The sequence below is a fragment of the Methylobacterium sp. E-041 genome, from assembly GCF_022829665.1.
GTDB lineage: Bacteria > Pseudomonadota > Alphaproteobacteria > Rhizobiales > Beijerinckiaceae > Methylobacterium.
In genome coordinates, this window is the sequence record NZ_JAKSYQ010000291.1 from 1 (window position 1) to 16,007 (window position 16,007).

Here is a 16,007-nt window from a genome sequence, read left to right on the forward strand (position 1 = left end):
ATCGCGATCCTGCACGTCGGCGGACTGCGGGTCGAGGACGAGGGCACGCCCGTCCGTGTCGACCAGGGCCTGCCGCTTGCGGCCCTTGATCTTCTTTCCGGCATCGTAGCCGCGTGGCCCTCCGCTCTCGTTGGTCTTCACGCTCTGGCTGTCGAGCACTGCAGCGGTGGGCGAGGCGCTTCGACCGACCCGCTCGCGATCCGCCATGACGAGGTGATGGTTGATCCGACCAACAGGCCCTCGTCGCGCCAGCGCGCGAAGTAGCCGAACGTCGTGCTGCGCGGAGGCAGGTCCTTCGGGATCATCCGCCACGCGATGCCGCCCCGCAGCACGTAGAAGATCGCGTTCCAGATCTCGCGCATCGTCCAGATGGCGGGCCGACCGCACGAGGCCGGCTCCGGCATCAGCGGCGCAATCACGGCCCATTCCGCATCGGTCAGGTCGGTTTCGTAGCGCAGGCGCGAACGGCTATGCTGCCGGCGAGTGGTCGGGGTCCACATGGCACATCCAGATCAGGCTTCAGCACCCTTCTGGAATCACCGCCATCCCAGCCACTCAACCCCTGCCGGATGTTATCGGACGGGCTCTTAGAGATGGCTGGTTAACGCGACCGTGCCCGCTAAGTCAGACCTGTGCCTATGGGACAAAGACGTTCGTGCGCTGCGCAAGCCGTTCATGGTGGCGATGGCCTACCGTCTCTCGGAGCGCTTCGAAGACATGGCGGCGGGTCGCGGGAGGACAGCAACGACGGCGGATGGAACGTCCCTCGTTCTCGTCAAGAATGCTGTCGTCGAGAAGCAGTACGTCGCCCTCAAGTTGAAGCTGACCCCAGGAAGAGCGCCGGGATACCGTGATGACGCAGCGGCGGAGGGTGCAGGACGAGCGGCCGGCGATCGCGTGAACCTGGTGGCGGGCATTTCCGGCTCGCGACCTCCAAAATCTTTGCCATGATCGACGGAGTGTCCGCCGATGACATCACTTTTGTCACGACCATGGATCACTTGCGTGGCAAACAATGCCGCCGAACGCTTGATCCGGCCCATCGCAGTGGACCGCCGCAACTGGACCTTCGTCGACTCAAATGGCCGATACCACTTAATGCGTGAAGCTTTGCGCCTCGCTGATCCGCCGGGAGATCACACCGGCCATCCTGGCGGTTTGCGCCGCCAGCGCCGTGACCTCTAGGGCAACCACCGCGACGCCGCGGCCTGCCGCCTCGGCCCGTGCAGCCTCGATCGTAGCATTGCGTGCGAGCCAATTGGTCTGGCCGGCGATGCTAGAGATCACGCTCACCACATCGCCGAGCCGGCAAGCGTCTGACTGAGGGCACGGACGAGCAACGCCATCCGCTCCGCTGCCAGGACCGCCGCTGCGCCGGCTTGCCGATGTGCTGACCTGCCGCTAGATCTCCTGAACGGAGATTTCAAGGTCCTTGGCACCAGCTGCCATCGTGGAGACGTTCGAGGCCGACGCTCTCACTGTCTGTGCAACGGTGGTCGACTGGCTCGCCGTCTCAGCCACGATACCAGCCATAGTGCTTGCGGTGGCTTGCAGCTCCATGGCCGAGGACGAGACCGTCGTGACGTACTGAGGTTCACCCGGATGTCCCACGTCAGGGTGCTGCGCATCTTGAGGACGCGCTTGAAGATCTCTGCGGTGAGGTCGTCGAGATCGAGCTCAGACATCGTGGCCTCCCAGGGTGACGAGGACGTCGTTCGGTGCCCCCTGGCGACCGATCACGCGCCGGACCTCGTCGCCGGGCATGATCCGGGCTTCGACGAGACGGTGGGCCAGGGTCTCGATGGTGTCCCGCCGGGCCTCGACGAAGGCGACGGCGACCTTGAAGAGGCGGCACAGGTCGTTCTCGACCCGCCGCCCTAGATCGAGGTCGTGCCGCAGGAATTCCCGGGCCTCCGCTTCCGATGCGAGATGGAGGAGCGTTCCGCCCAGGCCGAGGGAGCAGTGCATCGCGGCCAGCATGGTCGTGGACATGCCGAGGTCGCTGGCGTAGGCGCCGCCGCTTCCGGAATTGACCTCGCCGAAGACCTGGTCCCCGGCCCGGCCCGCCAGGATTGAGACCACGTAGGCTTCGACGAACCCCCGCGTCATGGTGGTGGCTTGGTTGAGCTTGGTCCTGGTCAGCCCGTCCTGGCCGGAAATGAGCACGTTCGACAGGGAGACGATCTCGCCGACCCCGAGCAGGAGTACGGCGGCTGCGTGCGATGCCTCGTGATATGAGGCGGCCATGATCTCGTCGAGGGTGACGGGCCGGAATTCGAAGCAGTCGACGCCGACATCGGTCCTGGCGGCGGTCCCGGGCAGGCTGCCGTGGGAGTGGCCATAGAGATGCAGGTCGCCGTGGTGCATGCGAGGCCACACCACGTGTGCGTAATGCGAAAGCCAAAGCCCCGTGGATGTCCCGTCGGAGTTTTGGACGACGATCCGGGCGACGTCGACGACGGGCCCGTCCCAGGGCAGGCGTGCCCCGATCTTTTCGTGGTTGCCACGGATCAGAAAGCGCCTGCCGTTCAGGCGTTGGAACACGTCTCGGGCGTAGGCCTCCGAGCAGCGATAGCAGAAGTCGCCGAGGTGCCAGACGGTGTCGTCGGGCCGGACTGCGGCGTTCCAGTTCGCGATCAGCGCCTCGTCATGCTCCTGGATAGACGCGAACGGACGGCGGAGCGACATCCGGTCGGCCAAGATCCCGGCGTGGCCAAAATGTGTATCAGAAACAAATAGATGGCGATGCATGGCAGCCTCGGCGTGAGCGGAGGCTAGGCGCGTGGCGGCACTCCGGGATCAGTCGGCGGGGTGGCGGCCTATGCGTATCATCGGGGTCTCCTGGGAACGAGGACACCGTGCCCTGGCCGGTTGCAGGAGGCAAGGGCAGTGATCGCGGAACAGGGGGCGGATCGGGCCGCGGCGACGACTTGGAGCTCGTCGAGCCGGGTGGTGTACCGGGGCGACCTCATCTCGAACTTGGCCGACCATTCACGCTTCGGGGCGAACTCGGCCACGCGGGACGACGGCTACCCGTCCGGACCTCGACCGCCACGTTGCATGCAAGTGGAATGCAGGCCACGGAGGGGAACCGCATCGCGGTCGTCCGATTGCCCCTACCGCTCGTGCCTAGCGGTCCGCCTGTCGGGCAAGGGACGACGCGACCGCCGATCGTCCCATCAACCGTCTCACAGGTTCGGTCGCCATGGGGGCGTTCGGCCGTCCATCCGGAGCATCGCGAATGGAACACGGCGTGGCCACGGCGGTCCTTTGCATCGTGGGTGGTGGCATCGCCGCCCAAATCATCGCGGCGCGGCTGCGTATTCCTGCCATTGTCCTGCTACTCGCGCTCGGGTTCCTGGTCGGGCCTATGCTGGGCCTGTTGCATCCCTCGCGCGATTTCGGACCCAACCTTCGGCCCCTGATAGGCCTGGCGGTCGCCATCGTGGTATTCGAAGGCGGCCTTGCCCTGGACTTCCGCGAACTGCGGGCGTCTGGCGAGGGCGTACTCCGGCTCACGGCTTTCGCCCTGCCCATCAACTTCGTCCTGGGCACGCTCGCCGCCCACCTGATCGGGGGGATGATGTGGGGGCCGGCGGCCGTGTTCGGCGCCATCCTCGTCGTCACCGGGCCGACGGTGATCCTGCCTCTCCTGCGTCACGCCCGGCTTGAAAGGCGTTCGGCCGCTTTCCTCAAGTGGGAAGCCATCGTCAACGACCCCGTCGGGGCCATTCTCACCGCGGTCGTCATCGAGATCCTCGTGGGCGTGCCCGACGGGGCCGGCGAGAACCCGGTGACCGCGCTGTCCCTGCACCTCGCCGAGGGCGTGCTGGCGGCGGGTGCCCTCGGGGTCGGCTCGGCCGTCGCGGTAGCCTGGGGGTTCCGGCGCGATCTCGTTCCCGAGACCTTGAAGACGCCGGTGCTGCTCGCGTTGGCCCTCGTGGCCTACGTCGTGCCGAACCTGCTCATGCACGAGGCCGGACTGATCGGCGCCACCGTGTTCGGCATCGCGCTCGCGAACCGGCACGTGCCGGGCCTGGCGGAGTTGCGCCGGTTCAAGGAGGCCCTCGTCGTCCTGCTGGTGTCGTGCCTGTTCGTCGTGCTGACCGCCGACCTCGACCTCGCGGTGCTCGGCAAGCTGTCCCTGCCCATCCTGGGTTTGACGGCGGCGATCCTGTTCGTGGTGCGCCCGGCGGCGATCTGGTTGGCCACGCTGCGCAGCGACCTGTCCCGACGCGAACGCCTGTTCGTCGGGTGGATCGGCCCGCGCGGCATCGTCGCGGCGGCCGTCGCCGGCTTGGCGGGTCCCCGCCTGAGCGAGGCGGGGTATGCCGGTGGCGACCTGATCCAACCCACCGTGTTCGCGGTCATCGTCGCGACGGTCCTAGCACACGGCTTTTCGCTCGGGCCGCTCGCACGTCGGTTCGGCCTGTCGACGGCCGCCGACACGCAGCGCCTTGCCGTCGTCGGGGCATCCCCGTGGGCGAGCGATCTCGTCGTCGCCTTGCACCGAGCCGCCGTGCCCGTGGTCCTGATAGACACCTACCCTGGCGCCTTGGTTGCCGCACGGCACGCGGGGGTACCGACGCTGCAGGCGGAACTGCTGTCCCGCCATGCGGAGGAAGGTTTTGCCGACCATCCCCCCGACCATCTGCTCGCCGCGACCAGGGACGAGCTCTACAACGCTTTGGTGTGCACCCGGCTGGCCCCGGAGGTCGGCCGCGAGCGCGTCTACCAACTCGCACCGTCCGCCGATCACCTCCTGCATATGGAAACGGGGGTCAGCCGCGACGCCCGCGGCAAGGTGCTGGGCGACGGCAGGACGGACTTCGACGCCTTGGCGGGCCGCCACGAGGCCGGATGGCGGTTCGTCGTGGCCGAGGTCGATGCCGTCGACATCCGGCATGACCTTCCGCTTCTTGGGATCGGGGCCGACGGTACGCTGAACCTGTTCTCGTCGGATGACGGACCGGGCGAAACTCCTGCTCTCGCCCGCATGCTCGTGCTGCGGCCCGCCGAGCCTCCCACGTCGCCCCCCATGCAGGACCTCACGCCCCTCGAAGCCACGTGAGGCGTGGCACCGGCGCAAACCGATGTCTTCGTTCCTTGGACCGCCAGCGTTAACGATGCGCTCGACATATCCGCTGTTGTGGCCGGACGGCCGGACGCATCCGGCGGGGAGCAGACGGATGCGGGTCGGACGGTGACGGAGCCGGATCGTCGGGGCGGCTCCACGTTCAGCCGCCGTGTCCGCGTCTGCGTCGCGGCCGAGCGGACGAAACCGATCTTCATTCGGACCTTTGGGTGATGATGCCTGCCAAGCGCCCATTGCCCGCATCGATCGTCCTCATCGTCGAGGACGATGAGCTCGTGCGCTTCTCCGCCGTGATGATGCTGGAAGACGCCGGCTTCACCGTCATCGGGGCTGTGAACGCCGACGAGGCGTGGGACATTTTGTGCGCGCATCACGATGTCGGCGTCCTATTCACCGACATCGACATGCTGGGCTCGATGTGTGGCCGGAAGACCGCCGAGCGCGTCTTCCGTTCCTGGCCTGAGATCCGCCTTATCCTGACCTCGGGAAGCCAACGCTTCCGGGAAGAAGAGGTGCCGGATTACGGGCTGTTCGTGGCCAAGCCCTACACCACCTGTGAGGTCGTGAACGCCATACACGGCGCGTCGTAGGGGCGATCCGCGTTCGTCAATGGGGTCCAGATTGGCCGACCTTTTCGCTCTTCACGGCGCCACGTTGGTCATAAACCTTGCGCAACCTTATGACGGGCTCGCGTCCTGACGTCGGCCCTCGAAACGGAGAGACTCATGCGAAACGTCGTGGTTGCCCTTCTCGTCGTCGTCGCGGCACCTGCCAACGCCGTCGAGCCGGTTAAGGACGAGGCCGTCGCCATCGGCCCCTGGAAGGTCGAGGCGATCGCGAAGGGCCAGAAGTTCGAGCGTTGCACGATGACCCGGACGACCGACGATGGGGTCGAGGTGCGCTTCGCCCGAGATTCGGACGGTTTGGACCTCAGCATGAGCTCCCCGAAATGGAAGCTTGGCAAGGGCAAGAACTATCCCGTGGAGCTCGCCGCCGGGACATCCATCCTGAAGGCGGAGGTCGCAGCGACCGGCAACGTCGTCTCCCTCCCGATCAAGGACGAGCGCTTCCTCAAGTCACTCAGGCTCGGCGATGCGCTGGAGGTGCGGGGAGAGGGCTCGACCATCCAGGTGGCGCTCGACAAGAGCGCGGCCGGCCTGGACCGGCTGGAGGGATGCTACGGAAAGAACCTTGCACCTGCGGAGACCAACCCGTTCGTTGCACCGAGCAGGAAGCCGTAGCCGCCACGCCTTGCCCCTCATGGCTTCACGGCCCAAGCCTAGCCCGGCATAGCTGAACTCGCGCAAGTAAACGTGACGGGAGACCAACTCCCACCCGCGTGGACTGACCAAGATTGGCGTGCCAGCGGCTGGTGGACCCGGCCTTGGGTTCGGGAATGCGGCAGGAGGCCCCGCCCTCACCAATGTCATTGAGGTGCCGTCGACGGTCCATCGTCGGGCTGCCGCGGCTCCGTTTCTCTTCGTGGCGGTCGAGACGCCATACTTGTCGAGGCTGCCCGGCGATCTGCGCAGGACGAACCTTGAGAGCCTCTCACGACATCGCTTCGTGGATGGCGCGACGCGACGAGTGGGAGATCGCCAATTTTTTCCCACGACGTCCTGCAAGGGAGGCCATTAATACTGCTCCTCGCGCCACCTTCGTGACGCCATCGAGCGCCGCGGGCCATCTCATCTCCCACACGGGGCGGGCGGCAAGCGATGACTTGGATTGCCAGCGGGTCGGGGACCATTTCAGAAGGACGACCGTACGTGCGCGGAGCCGAACCTGCACGCGGGCGGCGTTCCGACAGGCAGGCCCTGATCAAAGGTCATGGCGGCGTTCGTCGCCATCGATCATCGGTTCGTTGCACGAATACCACGATACCTGCGAGCCCTCGCCTTGCCTCCTAGGACGCTCGACCGCGATACCGCAAAGTCCTAGGCTCGCCCGCCGTGGCCAACGTCGAATCTGGTGTCGTGCATATTCGTCATTCATGGCTCGTCGGGATTCGACGCGCGGGGGAACGCCTGCGCGAACGACCATGGCTTGGGGAGGCCATCGCCGTCGCCACGTTCGTGGTCGCGTGCGCGCTGCGCTCGGCGATCGACGACATCCTGCCACCGGGTTTCCCGTACCTGACGTTCTTCCCGGCCGTGATCCTCACGACCTTCTTCTGCGGCCTGCGTCCGGGCATCACCTGCGCCGTCCTGAGCGGCGCGGCGGCTTGGTACCTGTTCCTCCCGCCGTACCACTCGTTCGCCCTGGACGGCTCTACCGCCGTGGCGCTGGCGTTCTATGCCTTCATCGTCGGCGTCGACATCGCGCTGATCCACCTCATGCACAGGGCGGGTGAACGGCTCCGGGTGGAACGGTCCGTGACCGCGTCGCTGTACGACCAGCAGCGCACGATGTTCCAGGAACTGCAGCACCGCGTCGCCAACAACATGCAGTTCGTGGCGGCGCTCCTCACCCTGCAGAAGCGCAAGGTGGGCAACGACCCGGCCGCGGCGCTCGCCGCCCTGGACGAGGCCAGGATACGGTTGGAGACCATCTCCCGTATCCACCGGCGCCTCTACGACCCGGAGCGGATCGACCTGCCGGTCGGACATTACCTTCAGGAGCTATGCACCGACCTTCTCGACGCGACGGGCGCCAGGAACATCGTCTGTCTGGTCGACGTGCCTCCGATGCAGTTCGACCTGACCCGCCTCACCACCCTGTCGCTTCTCGTGGTCGAGGTCGTCACGAACGCGCTCAAGCACGCCTTCATCCCGGACAGCCCGGGCACCATCACCATCCGGCTTGAACGGCTCGGTCCGGATCGTATGGTGCTTACCGTCGCGGACGACGGCCGTGGCATGCCGCAAGGGTTCGACCCGGGCACCAGCAAAAGCCTTGGGTACCGGATCTCGCAGGGGCTCGCGAGCCAGTTGGGCGGCATGTTGTCGTACGGTGGAACGACGGGCACCGTCGTACGCGTCGAGTTCCCAGCGGGTTGATCTCCCGCCACGAAGCGCAGTCCCGGATCGTGCATCCATCGGCGGAGTGCTGTTCCAGGTCTGCAGTCCTGCCGGGCATCCCTCGGCTCGGGCCACCTCCGTTCCGTCTTCCATGCCTCGGGCGCGCCGCCACTGGCATACGGACAAAGCGCATCGGTGCCCTCAGGCCACGGAAGGCGCTTGCCTCAATGCGGCGTCGGTGCGAGCGGGCTGAGGTGGCCCGGGCTCGCCGCCGCCAAGGGTACGTCGACGGACACGCGCAGGCCGTCATGCGCGAAATCCAGGGAAAGAGCGCCATCGAGTTCGCGCTCCACGCTGACCGTGATGAGCCGCGTGCCGAACCCCCGCCGTACCGGAGGCCCGGCTGGGGGGCCTCCCGACTCGGTCCAGGTCAGACGCAGCCGCCGGGTGCCGCCCTCCGCCGAAATCACGTTCCAGGCTACGCGGACGCCTCCGTCCGGCACGAACAACGCGCCGTGCTTGGCCGCGTTGGTGACGAGCTCGTGCAAGGTCATGCCAAGCGACAGAACGTGCCGCGGCGGGAGGTCGACCTCTGGGCCGTCCAAGACGAACGAGGTGCTCCCGTCGCGGTAGGGGCCGATCTCCCCCTCAAGGACCGCCCGCAGGGAGGCACCCGACCAATCGTCCCGGGTGAGGAGGTCATGGGTCTTCGAGAGGGCCAGGATGCGGGCTTCGAGTTGCTCGCCCGAAGCCTCGCCTCCGCGCGTCGACTGCCGGGCGAGGGCCTGGACCGTGGCGAGCGTGTTCTTCACCCGATGGTTCAGCTCGTGCAGCATCGTCACCTGCCGATCCTGCATCTCGCGGCCGCGCAAAATCTCGCCGCGCAATTCCTCCTCGTTACGGCGCAGGGTGCCCGCCATCGCGTCGAGCTTGCGTCCGAGCCGGCCGAACTCGTCAGGTCCTTGGAGGCCGGTGCGGGCGGCAAGGTCCCCGGCCTGCCACGCCGCCGCCGTCCGCAGCAGCCGGTCGAACGGCCGCCGAATGAACATCCGGCCAGCCACCAGCGCGGCAACAAGCGCCGCCGCCGTGCCCAACGCGATCAGGACGATGCCACGCCGTGTCGCGGCGTCGACGTCCAGGTAGGCGACGTCGCGGTCGCGACCGACCGTCACCCATGCGGCCGAGGTCGGCCCCGTCGAGTGGGCATTGGCCAGGACGCGCTCGCGTCCGTCGATGCCGAGATCCACGCGGACACCCTCGCCGCGGTCCGCGAGCACGCGCTGCCGCTCCGCCGGCACCTGTTTCCCGATCCAGTCCTCGCCGCCTGGATACCGCACGAGGATGGTCATGGTATCGTCCGCCACGGTGAGGAACGAGCTTGCGAGCCGTAGGTTCCGTCGTAGGTAACGGGCCAGCCAATCGAGATCGACCGCCGCGGCCAGCACGCCGACTGTCTCGCCGCCACCGCCGTGCAGGACCTGCGCGAAGTGCAGCGAGTCCTTCCGGCTGGCAGTGCCGTGGGCATACGTACCCATGACGAACCCGTCCTCGGCGATGGCCCGTTGCTGGTACGCGCGCTCGGGCACGGCGTAGGAACCTGGCGGGGACTCGACGCTGTTGCAGACGATGATCCCGTCGGGCCGGGTCAGCGCCAGGACCGCGAGATGCGGATTGTTACGCGCGGCCCGCCGCAGATAATTGGTGCATCCCTCCGGTTCGAGCGCACGCACCGCGGGATCCTGCGAAACGAAATTGAGAGCCTGCCGGACGTTCTCGGCGACCTGTGCGAGATCGTCGGCGACGGTCCTGGCCGTGGCCATCGTATCGGTGCGCACGGCCTCGTTGCGCGAGGCGCGCAGGGCATACTCATTGTAGCCTTGGATCGCGAGCGCAGGGGCCAGGGCCAGCAGCACGAGCAGGAGGACGCGGGTCGTCAGCGTCATGCGGTAAGCCGGCCGCCTCGGATCGGTCGTTGGGATGTCGGACGCACCGCGGGGGTGCCCCATGCCGGAGGCTCGTGGATCATTCCATCATAACGCAACCTACGGCGACCCGTTCTTCGGATCCTCGGCCATCCGCACCAACTTTCGGAGAAAAGGACATGGCCGGTTTCACGCAGGCCAAGGCGGGACGTAGTTCATCTCCCGATCCCCGGGTCACATCGAGCGGGTGGTGTAACCCCCGCATCGGATGCAACCTGACAGCCCTGGACGGCATGCGAGGGGAATTCGGGGGCCTTGGGTTTCAGATGCGCGTGGCCATGGCTTGCCGCAGGAGACGCGAGAGCTGTTCGGCCGAGTATGGCTTGTGGAGCAGGGGGAACCCGTCGGCGCCTTCCTCGGCGAGGACGTGGCTGTAACCGGACGCGAGGATGACGGGCACGCGGGGTAGCGAGCGCCGGAGCTGTTTCGCCATCGCGATGCCACCCATGCCTGGCATTACCACGTCCGAGAACACGACATCGAAGCCGTTGCCGTCTGGGCCGAGACGATCCAACGCGTCCTCGGCGTTGGTGGCCCAGGTCGTCTCGTAACCGAGGTCCTCAAGGATCTGGGTGGCGAAACGTCCGACCTCGACGTTGTCCTCCACCACGAGGATGCGCTGCCCCGACCCCGCAGGCAGGAGGTCGTCCGGTACCCTGTCGTCGACCGCCGCTGTCTCGGCGACGATTACCTCGGGCAGGTAGAGCGTGAACGTCGTGCCCTCGCCCTCCACGCTCTCGACGTCGACGTCGCCGCCGGACTGCTTGGTGAACCCGAACACCTGGGAAAGGCCGAGGCCGGTGCCTTTGCCGACTGCCTTGGTCGTGAAGAACGGCTCGAAGATCCGTGCCATGCTGTCGGGTGTGATGCCCGTCCCGGTGTCGATAAGCGAGATTGCGGCGAAGGGACCGTCTGCGCCCGCGTGGCCGCGGATGGGCGGCATCGAGCTCGACCCGGCGAGGCACAACGTGAGCGTGCCCTCGCCATCCATGGCGTCCCGGACATTGACGGCCATGTTCACCAGCGCAGTCTCGAATTGGCTCAGGTCCGCCCTGACGAAGCAGGGAGCCTCGGGGACCCGGATGACGACGCGGATACGGGACCCGGTGACCGTGTCGAGCATGTCCGCCACGCCGCGCAGGCGGACACCGGCGTCGAACACTTCCGGGTTGAGCGCCTGCTTGCGGGCGAACGCGAGGAGCTGACCGGTCAGTTTGGCCGCCCGGTCGACGGTGTCCGACACCGCGTCTAGGTAGCGTTGCTTGCGTTCGGGGGCGAGCTCCGGGCGGCGGAGGAAATCGACCGACGAGCGGATGATGGTCAGCAGGTTGTTGAAGTCGTGCGCGACGCCGCCGGTCAACTGCCCGACCGCTTCCATCTTCTGCGATTGTCGAAGGGACTCCTCCGCCGTCATGAGTTCGCGCGTGCGGTCCTCGACGCGGGCTTCCAGGTTCGCGTTGAGGTCGCGCAGCGCGGTGTCCCTGGCCATGCGCTCGGTCTCGTCGCGAGCGATCTTAAGAAACCCGATTTCCTGCCCGGTGGCATCGCGCAGCAGCCTCACAACCCCGTTGAGGAATACGCGGCTGCCGTCCCGACGAAGGTGCCAACGGACGTCAGGGGCGGCACCGTTCTCGCGGGCTGCCGCGATCTCGTTCTCCGGTTGGCCGACTTCGCGGTCCTCCGGCGTGAACAGGATGTCGGCGCTCCTGCCCACGATGTCCTCCGCGGCGAAACCGAAGACCTCGGCCGCGCCTGCCGACCAGGACGTCACCACGCGGTCGGCATCCACCGTCAGGATGGCATAGTCGGTGGCGGCCTCGACGATCAGGCGCAGGCGCTGCTCGCGCTCACGCAACTCGTCGGTGGCGACCTTCATCTCGGTGACGTCGTTGCCTTCGATGAAGATACCGACGACGGTCCCTTCCCGATCCCGGATCGGCTGGTAGATGAAGTCGAGGTGGCGCCGTTCGCTCGGCTCCCCGTGCCGGTGCCCCAGCACGATCTCCACCCCGCGTCCGATGAACGGTTCCCCCGTCGTGTAGACGAGGTCGAGGAGGTCGAAGAACGGTTGGCCGTCGATCTCGCTGAGCGCTTCCCGAACCGTCTGGCCGATGACGTCGCGGCCGCCGATGAGGCGCCGATACGCGTCGTTGGTCATCTCAAACCGGTGTTCGGGTTCGCGTACGAGTGCCATGAAGCTCGGAGCCTGCCGGAACATCTCGGAGAGCCGTTCGCTCTCCGCCTTGAGCGAGAGGTTGGTCTCGTGGACGCTTCGTGCCCTGTCGAAGATGCCCGCCTGCGCGGGGTCCATGTCCGGCTGGTCCGCACCTGCGAGACCCTTCGCGGCGTCGCGAAGGCGCTGGAGCTCGGTCACGTCGATGGGATGCTGGAGGACGGTCGCGACCTCACCTCCCGCGTCGAGCACGGGGGTGTGGGTGATGCTCCAGTATCGCTCCTCGAAGCCACCCCCGTCCGCCTCGTGGCGTGGGATGTCGAAACGCAGCAGCGGCATGGTGTCCGGCGCCCGCGTGCGGATCACCCGCTCGAACGAGGCGATGGCTTGCCTGAGCGTCTCGGGGTCCGTCGGGAAGGCATCCCAGGCCCATCGCCCCACGATGTCGTCCAGCGCGCGTTTCGTGCTGCGGAGGTACGCCTGGTTCGCATCGACGATGTTCAGCGAGCGGTCGAGGACGAGATAGGGATTGGGGGAGGCGTCGAATGCCGCCGCCCGGTCGTTCTTTCCTCGATCCACGAACCCGTCTCCGGTGGCCTTGGCCGTTTGCGTCTCAGTCGATCCCGGGACCGGCGACCTCCTCGACGATGCCCGCCGCGCCGGCACTCACGATGGGAACACGGCCCAGGGACGTTGGTTGCCGGAGGCGTCGGCCGGCGCCGTCGCGCCGCGGGCGTGCTCGGAGGTAACGCGCAGGCCACGCATTCGGCCGGTGGACGATTGACCGTTCCACACGGTGGTCCTGGCAGCCATCGCGTCTGGCGGGGCGAACAAGCGTATATCCGTCAGGCGAGACGAGGCCCCTCGGCAACGTCCCTGGGTCCGGCATCGGGCTGCCGGTTGTCGAGCTTGCGCAACTCCGTCGCGATATTTTGGAGGCTCGCATCGCCCTTTCGCATGACGCGGTCCGCTTCGGAAAGCCTGTCGCGCTCCTCTGCAGTGACATCGCGGGCGCTCAGCACGACGACGGAAACGTCGGCGCATCCCGGCAACTCGCGCAGCCGATGCAGGAACGAGAACCCGTCCATCACCGGCATGGTCAGGTCCAGCAGGATCAGGTGGGGGACGCCGTGCCGGACCTGGTCCAGCGCCTCGCAGCCGTTCCCGGCCTCGCGGACGGTCCAGCCGTTGCGCTCCAAGATCGTTCGGAGGCGATGGCGCATGTCCGCATCGTCGTCGACGACCAGTACGTCCCCGTCCGCCGCCCGGAACTGTTCCATGATGGTCCGCAACCGACCCCAGTCGACGGGCTTGGGGACAGCCTCGACAGCCCCGAGCGAGGCGCTTAGCGCGGCGTCGGCGACAAAGCTGACCATGACCACGGGGATGCCAGCGATGTCAGGATCCGCCTTGAGGGCGGCGAGCACCGACCAGCCGTCCATCTCCGGCATCATCACGTCGAGGAGGATGGCCCGCGGCTTGAGCGAGCGTGCCAGTTCGAGGCCTGTGCGCCCGTCGGCGGCCGTGCGGACCGAGAAGCGCTGGCGTTCCAGGAACCGCGTCATCAGCTCACGCTGGGCCAGCTCGTCGTCGATGACGAGCACGAGATCGTTGGAGGAAACCTGGTTCTCCGGGACCGTCGGTGCCGCCTCGACGACACGGTCGGGTGCGACCGCCGGCACGCGCAAGGTAAAGCACGTGCCCTGGCCCTCCACGCTTTCGACCGTGATGTCGCCGCCGAGCAACTGCGCGAAGGCGCGGCTCAGGGCGAGCCCGAGACCGGTCCCGCCGAACTTGCGCGTGGTGGTCTCGTCGGCCTGCGAGAAGCGTTCGAAGAGGCGTCCGACCTGCTCGGGCGTCATGCCGATGCCCGTATCGCGAACCGAGAATCGCAACCAATCGCCCATGGCATCGGTCTCGCGTCTGGCCCGGAGCGTGATGGTGCCGCTTTCGGTGAACTTGGCGGCGTTCGAGAGCATGTTGAACAGGCACTGGCGCAGCTTCACGGCATCGGTCCGCGCCGAGCCCACCTCGCCGACGACGTCGACGACGAGGACGTTGCCCTTTTTGGCCACCAGCGCCTCGACGGTGCCGGCGGCGTCCGTGACGAAGGCGGCGACGTCGATGTCCTCGGGGTAGAGCTCCATCTTCTCGGCCTCGACCTTGGACAGGTCGAGCACGTCGTTGATGAGGCCGAGGAGGTGCTGGGCGTTCGACTTGATCTTGCCGAGGTCCTTGAGGAGGCTGTCCTGGCCGAGCTCCTCGGCCTCCTCCTCCAGCATCTCGGAGTAGCCGATCACGGCCGACAGCGGCGTCCGGAGCTCGTGACTCATGTTGGCCAGGAAGCGGCTCTTGGCACGGCTGTGTTCCTCCGCCGCCTCCTTCGCGGCTTCGGCCCGGGCGTTGGCTTCCGTCAGTTCTGTCTGGTTGCTGACAAGGATGCGGTTCGCGCCGTCGAGGCGCTCCAGCGTGGCCTCGTTGTGCACGACGGACCGACGCAGCGCGTCACAGATCCAGATCATGATGGCACCGACCAACGCGTACTGACAGAGCAGCGATACGTCGACGCCGCCAAGGCTCCCGTCCCGGGTATAGAACCAGGTCGCGATCAGGGTCGAGAGGACGAGGACCAGCGTCCCGGCGCTCTTGCCGAAGGCGAGACTCCCGGCGAGAAGCACCGGGATGTAGAGCAGGAAGGGTGCGACGTACGTCGGCGCGAGGTAGCGCACTAACGTCATGGCCGCGACCATCAGCAACGGTACGCCGAAGCGGATGCCTGGCGTCGGGCGTTGGCGGGCGAGGGTTACGATGAAACCGTACAAGATGGTCATCCGAGATGGGTGCGAGGCTGAGATAAGGCCTACACCGAAAGCGTCTTCCCTGCCGGAAAGAACCACTCGGGTGGGTCAGCGGAACTCGACGGCGACGGTTTCCGTCGCGTCATGATACCGCCGCTAAGGGGCGCGAGGGGTCGCTGACGGATGCGATGGGGACGACGCTCGGTCGGACACGATCCGATGGGACGTCGAATGGCAACCACGATCTCGGATACCCCGCCCCGTCAGCCTGCGCAGGTGCCTCCCCCGCTCGTGCCGGGCTTACGCGGCCTTTTGACCCTGGCAGTGGGCGTGGTCCTGATCGCCGCCCTGTATTTCGGGCGCGAGGTGTTCATCCCGCTGGTCCTTGCGGTGCTACTCAGCTTCGTCCTCGCCCCTGTCGTCAACCTGCTGCGCCGGATCAGGCTCGGCCGGGTACCATCCGTCATCGTCGCCGTGCTGCTCGCCCTGACGGTCATCGGCGGCATTGGGGCGCTCATAGGCACCCAGGTGGCGGGGCTCGCAGGCAACCTGCCGCAGTACCAGGTGACCGTGCAGAAGAAGTTCGCCGGGCTGCAGCAGGGGTGGCTCGGAGAGGCCAACAAGGTCATTGCCAGGTTCAGCCATCAGGTCCACGACGCCACCCAGAAGGCCGACGCCGCCGGCACCAGTGCGGCGACCGGCCCGGGAGGGGATACGCCCAAGGCGCAGCTCGTCCGGGTACAGGAACCCGAGATCTCGCCACTGGCGCTGGCGGAGAAGGTCCTGGGGCCGGTCTTCGAGCCGCTCACAACGGTCGGTATCGTCCTCGTCGTCGTCGTGTTTCTGCTCCTGCAGCGCGAGGACCTGCGCAACCGCATGATCCGCCTGTTCGGGTCAAGCGACCTGCATCGCACCACCGTGGCGATGGATGACGCGGCCGGTCGTCTCGGCACCTACTTTCTCGCCCAGCTCGGCATGAACGCCGCCTTCGGCGTCATC

General features: G+C 67.0%; 12 protein-coding genes and 3 pseudogenes. 7 read left to right on the top strand and 8 right to left on the bottom strand.

The window, feature by feature from the left end:
- Positions 1-500: pseudogene (locus MKK70_RS26880) on the bottom strand (IS5 family transposase); the annotation flags it as partial.
- Between the two features lie 469 nt (positions 501-969).
- On the opposite strand from MKK70_RS26880, the gene MKK70_RS31180 reads away from it, so the two are divergent.
- Positions 970-1,185: a transposase gene (locus MKK70_RS31180; RefSeq protein ID WP_409567842.1), complete on the top strand. Its 216-nt coding sequence runs from the start codon at positions 970-972 to the stop codon at positions 1,183-1,185.
- On the opposite strand, the gene MKK70_RS26885 is transcribed toward MKK70_RS31180, so the two are convergent.
- Positions 1,096-1,296, bottom strand: a complete 201-nt coding sequence (locus tag MKK70_RS26885; RefSeq protein ID WP_313899118.1) for a methyl-accepting chemotaxis protein — start codon at positions 1,294-1,296, stop codon at positions 1,096-1,098. The genes MKK70_RS31180 and MKK70_RS26885 overlap by 90 nt on opposite strands.
- A 136-nt stretch (positions 1,297-1,432) precedes the next feature.
- On the opposite strand from MKK70_RS26885, the gene MKK70_RS26890 reads away from it, so the two are divergent.
- Complete coding sequence (locus MKK70_RS26890) at positions 1,433-1,591, top strand: hypothetical protein (RefSeq protein ID WP_243950976.1); 159 nt, start codon at positions 1,433-1,435, stop codon at positions 1,589-1,591.
- A 656-nt stretch (positions 1,592-2,247) separates the two neighbouring features.
- On the opposite strand, the pseudogene MKK70_RS26895 reads toward MKK70_RS26890, so the two are convergent.
- Together MKK70_RS26895 and MKK70_RS26900 are read right to left on the bottom strand one after the other, a co-directional pair.
- Positions 2,248-2,751, bottom strand: a pseudogene (locus MKK70_RS26895) (metallophosphoesterase); the annotation flags it as partial.
- Between the two features lie 77 nt (positions 2,752-2,828).
- Complete coding sequence (locus MKK70_RS26900; RefSeq protein ID WP_409567849.1) at positions 2,829-2,972, bottom strand: hypothetical protein; 144 nt, start codon at positions 2,970-2,972, stop codon at positions 2,829-2,831.
- A gap of 269 nt (positions 2,973-3,241) precedes the next feature.
- Between MKK70_RS26900 and MKK70_RS26905 the strand changes: the two genes are divergently transcribed.
- The 4 genes from MKK70_RS26905 (at position 3,242) to MKK70_RS26920 (ending at position 8,094) form a co-directional block, all read left to right on the top strand.
- On the top strand, positions 3,242-5,071 hold the full coding sequence (locus tag MKK70_RS26905; protein ID WP_243932241.1) for a cation:proton antiporter: 1,830 nt from the start codon (positions 3,242-3,244) through the stop codon (positions 5,069-5,071).
- 236 nt (positions 5,072-5,307) lie between these two features.
- The gene (locus MKK70_RS26910; protein ID WP_313899119.1) at positions 5,308-5,685 is read left to right on the top strand and encodes a response regulator; all 378 of its coding nucleotides are present in this window, start codon (positions 5,308-5,310) and stop codon (positions 5,683-5,685) included.
- Between the two features lie 135 nt (positions 5,686-5,820).
- The gene (locus MKK70_RS26915; RefSeq protein ID WP_243932240.1) at positions 5,821-6,336 is read left to right on the top strand and encodes a hypothetical protein; all 516 of its coding nucleotides are present in this window, start codon (positions 5,821-5,823) and stop codon (positions 6,334-6,336) included.
- Positions 6,337-7,077: 741 nt separating this feature from the next.
- Positions 7,078-8,094: a sensor histidine kinase gene (locus MKK70_RS26920; RefSeq protein ID WP_409567847.1), complete on the top strand. Its 1,017-nt coding sequence runs from the start codon at positions 7,078-7,080 to the stop codon at positions 8,092-8,094.
- 185 nt (positions 8,095-8,279) lie between these two features.
- Here MKK70_RS26920 and MKK70_RS26925 read toward each other — a convergent pair whose 3' ends face one another.
- From MKK70_RS26925 to MKK70_RS26940, 4 genes and pseudogenes are all read right to left on the bottom strand, one after another.
- Positions 8,280-9,998, bottom strand: coding sequence for a sensor histidine kinase (locus MKK70_RS26925; RefSeq protein ID WP_243950978.1), 1,719 nt, complete (start codon positions 9,996-9,998; stop codon positions 8,280-8,282).
- Positions 9,999-10,299: 301 nt separating this feature from the next.
- A complete protein-coding gene (locus tag MKK70_RS26930) occupies positions 10,300-12,348 on the bottom strand; it encodes a PAS domain S-box protein (RefSeq protein ID WP_409568331.1) in 2,049 nt (682 codons plus the stop codon).
- 60 nt (positions 12,349-12,408) lie between these two features.
- Positions 12,409-12,876 (bottom strand): annotated as a pseudogene (locus MKK70_RS31185) (PAS domain-containing protein); the annotation flags it as partial.
- Between the two features lie 179 nt (positions 12,877-13,055).
- Positions 13,056-15,107, bottom strand: coding sequence for a hybrid sensor histidine kinase/response regulator (locus MKK70_RS26940; RefSeq protein ID WP_243950980.1), 2,052 nt, complete (start codon positions 15,105-15,107; stop codon positions 13,056-13,058).
- Between the two features lie 132 nt (positions 15,108-15,239).
- Here MKK70_RS26940 and MKK70_RS26945 point away from each other — a divergent pair.
- A partial coding sequence (locus tag MKK70_RS26945) for an AI-2E family transporter (protein WP_243950982.1) occupies positions 15,240-16,007 on the top strand: 768 nt, incomplete at its 3' end.

Excerpts from the sequence above, each read along its gene's own strand:
- MKK70_RS31180 (WP_409567842.1), top strand. The coding sequence starts at position 970 with ATGACATCACTTTTGTCACGACCATGGATCACTTGCGTGGCAAACAAT.
- MKK70_RS26900 (WP_409567849.1), bottom strand. The coding sequence starts at position 2,972 with ATGAGGTCGCCCCGGTACACCACCCGGCTCGACGAGCTCCAAGTCGTC.
- MKK70_RS26905 (WP_243932241.1), top strand. The coding sequence starts at position 3,242 with ATGGAACACGGCGTGGCCACGGCGGTCCTTTGCATCGTGGGTGGTGGC.
- MKK70_RS26910 (WP_313899119.1), top strand. The coding sequence starts at position 5,308 with ATGATGCCTGCCAAGCGCCCATTGCCCGCATCGATCGTCCTCATCGTC.
- MKK70_RS26915 (WP_243932240.1), top strand. The coding sequence starts at position 5,821 with ATGCGAAACGTCGTGGTTGCCCTTCTCGTCGTCGTCGCGGCACCTGCC.
- MKK70_RS26925 (WP_243950978.1), bottom strand. The coding sequence starts at position 9,998 with ATGACGCTGACGACCCGCGTCCTCCTGCTCGTGCTGCTGGCCCTGGCC.
- MKK70_RS26930 (WP_409568331.1), bottom strand. The coding sequence starts at position 12,348 with ATGGACCCCGCGCAGGCGGGCATCTTCGACAGGGCACGAAGCGTCCAC.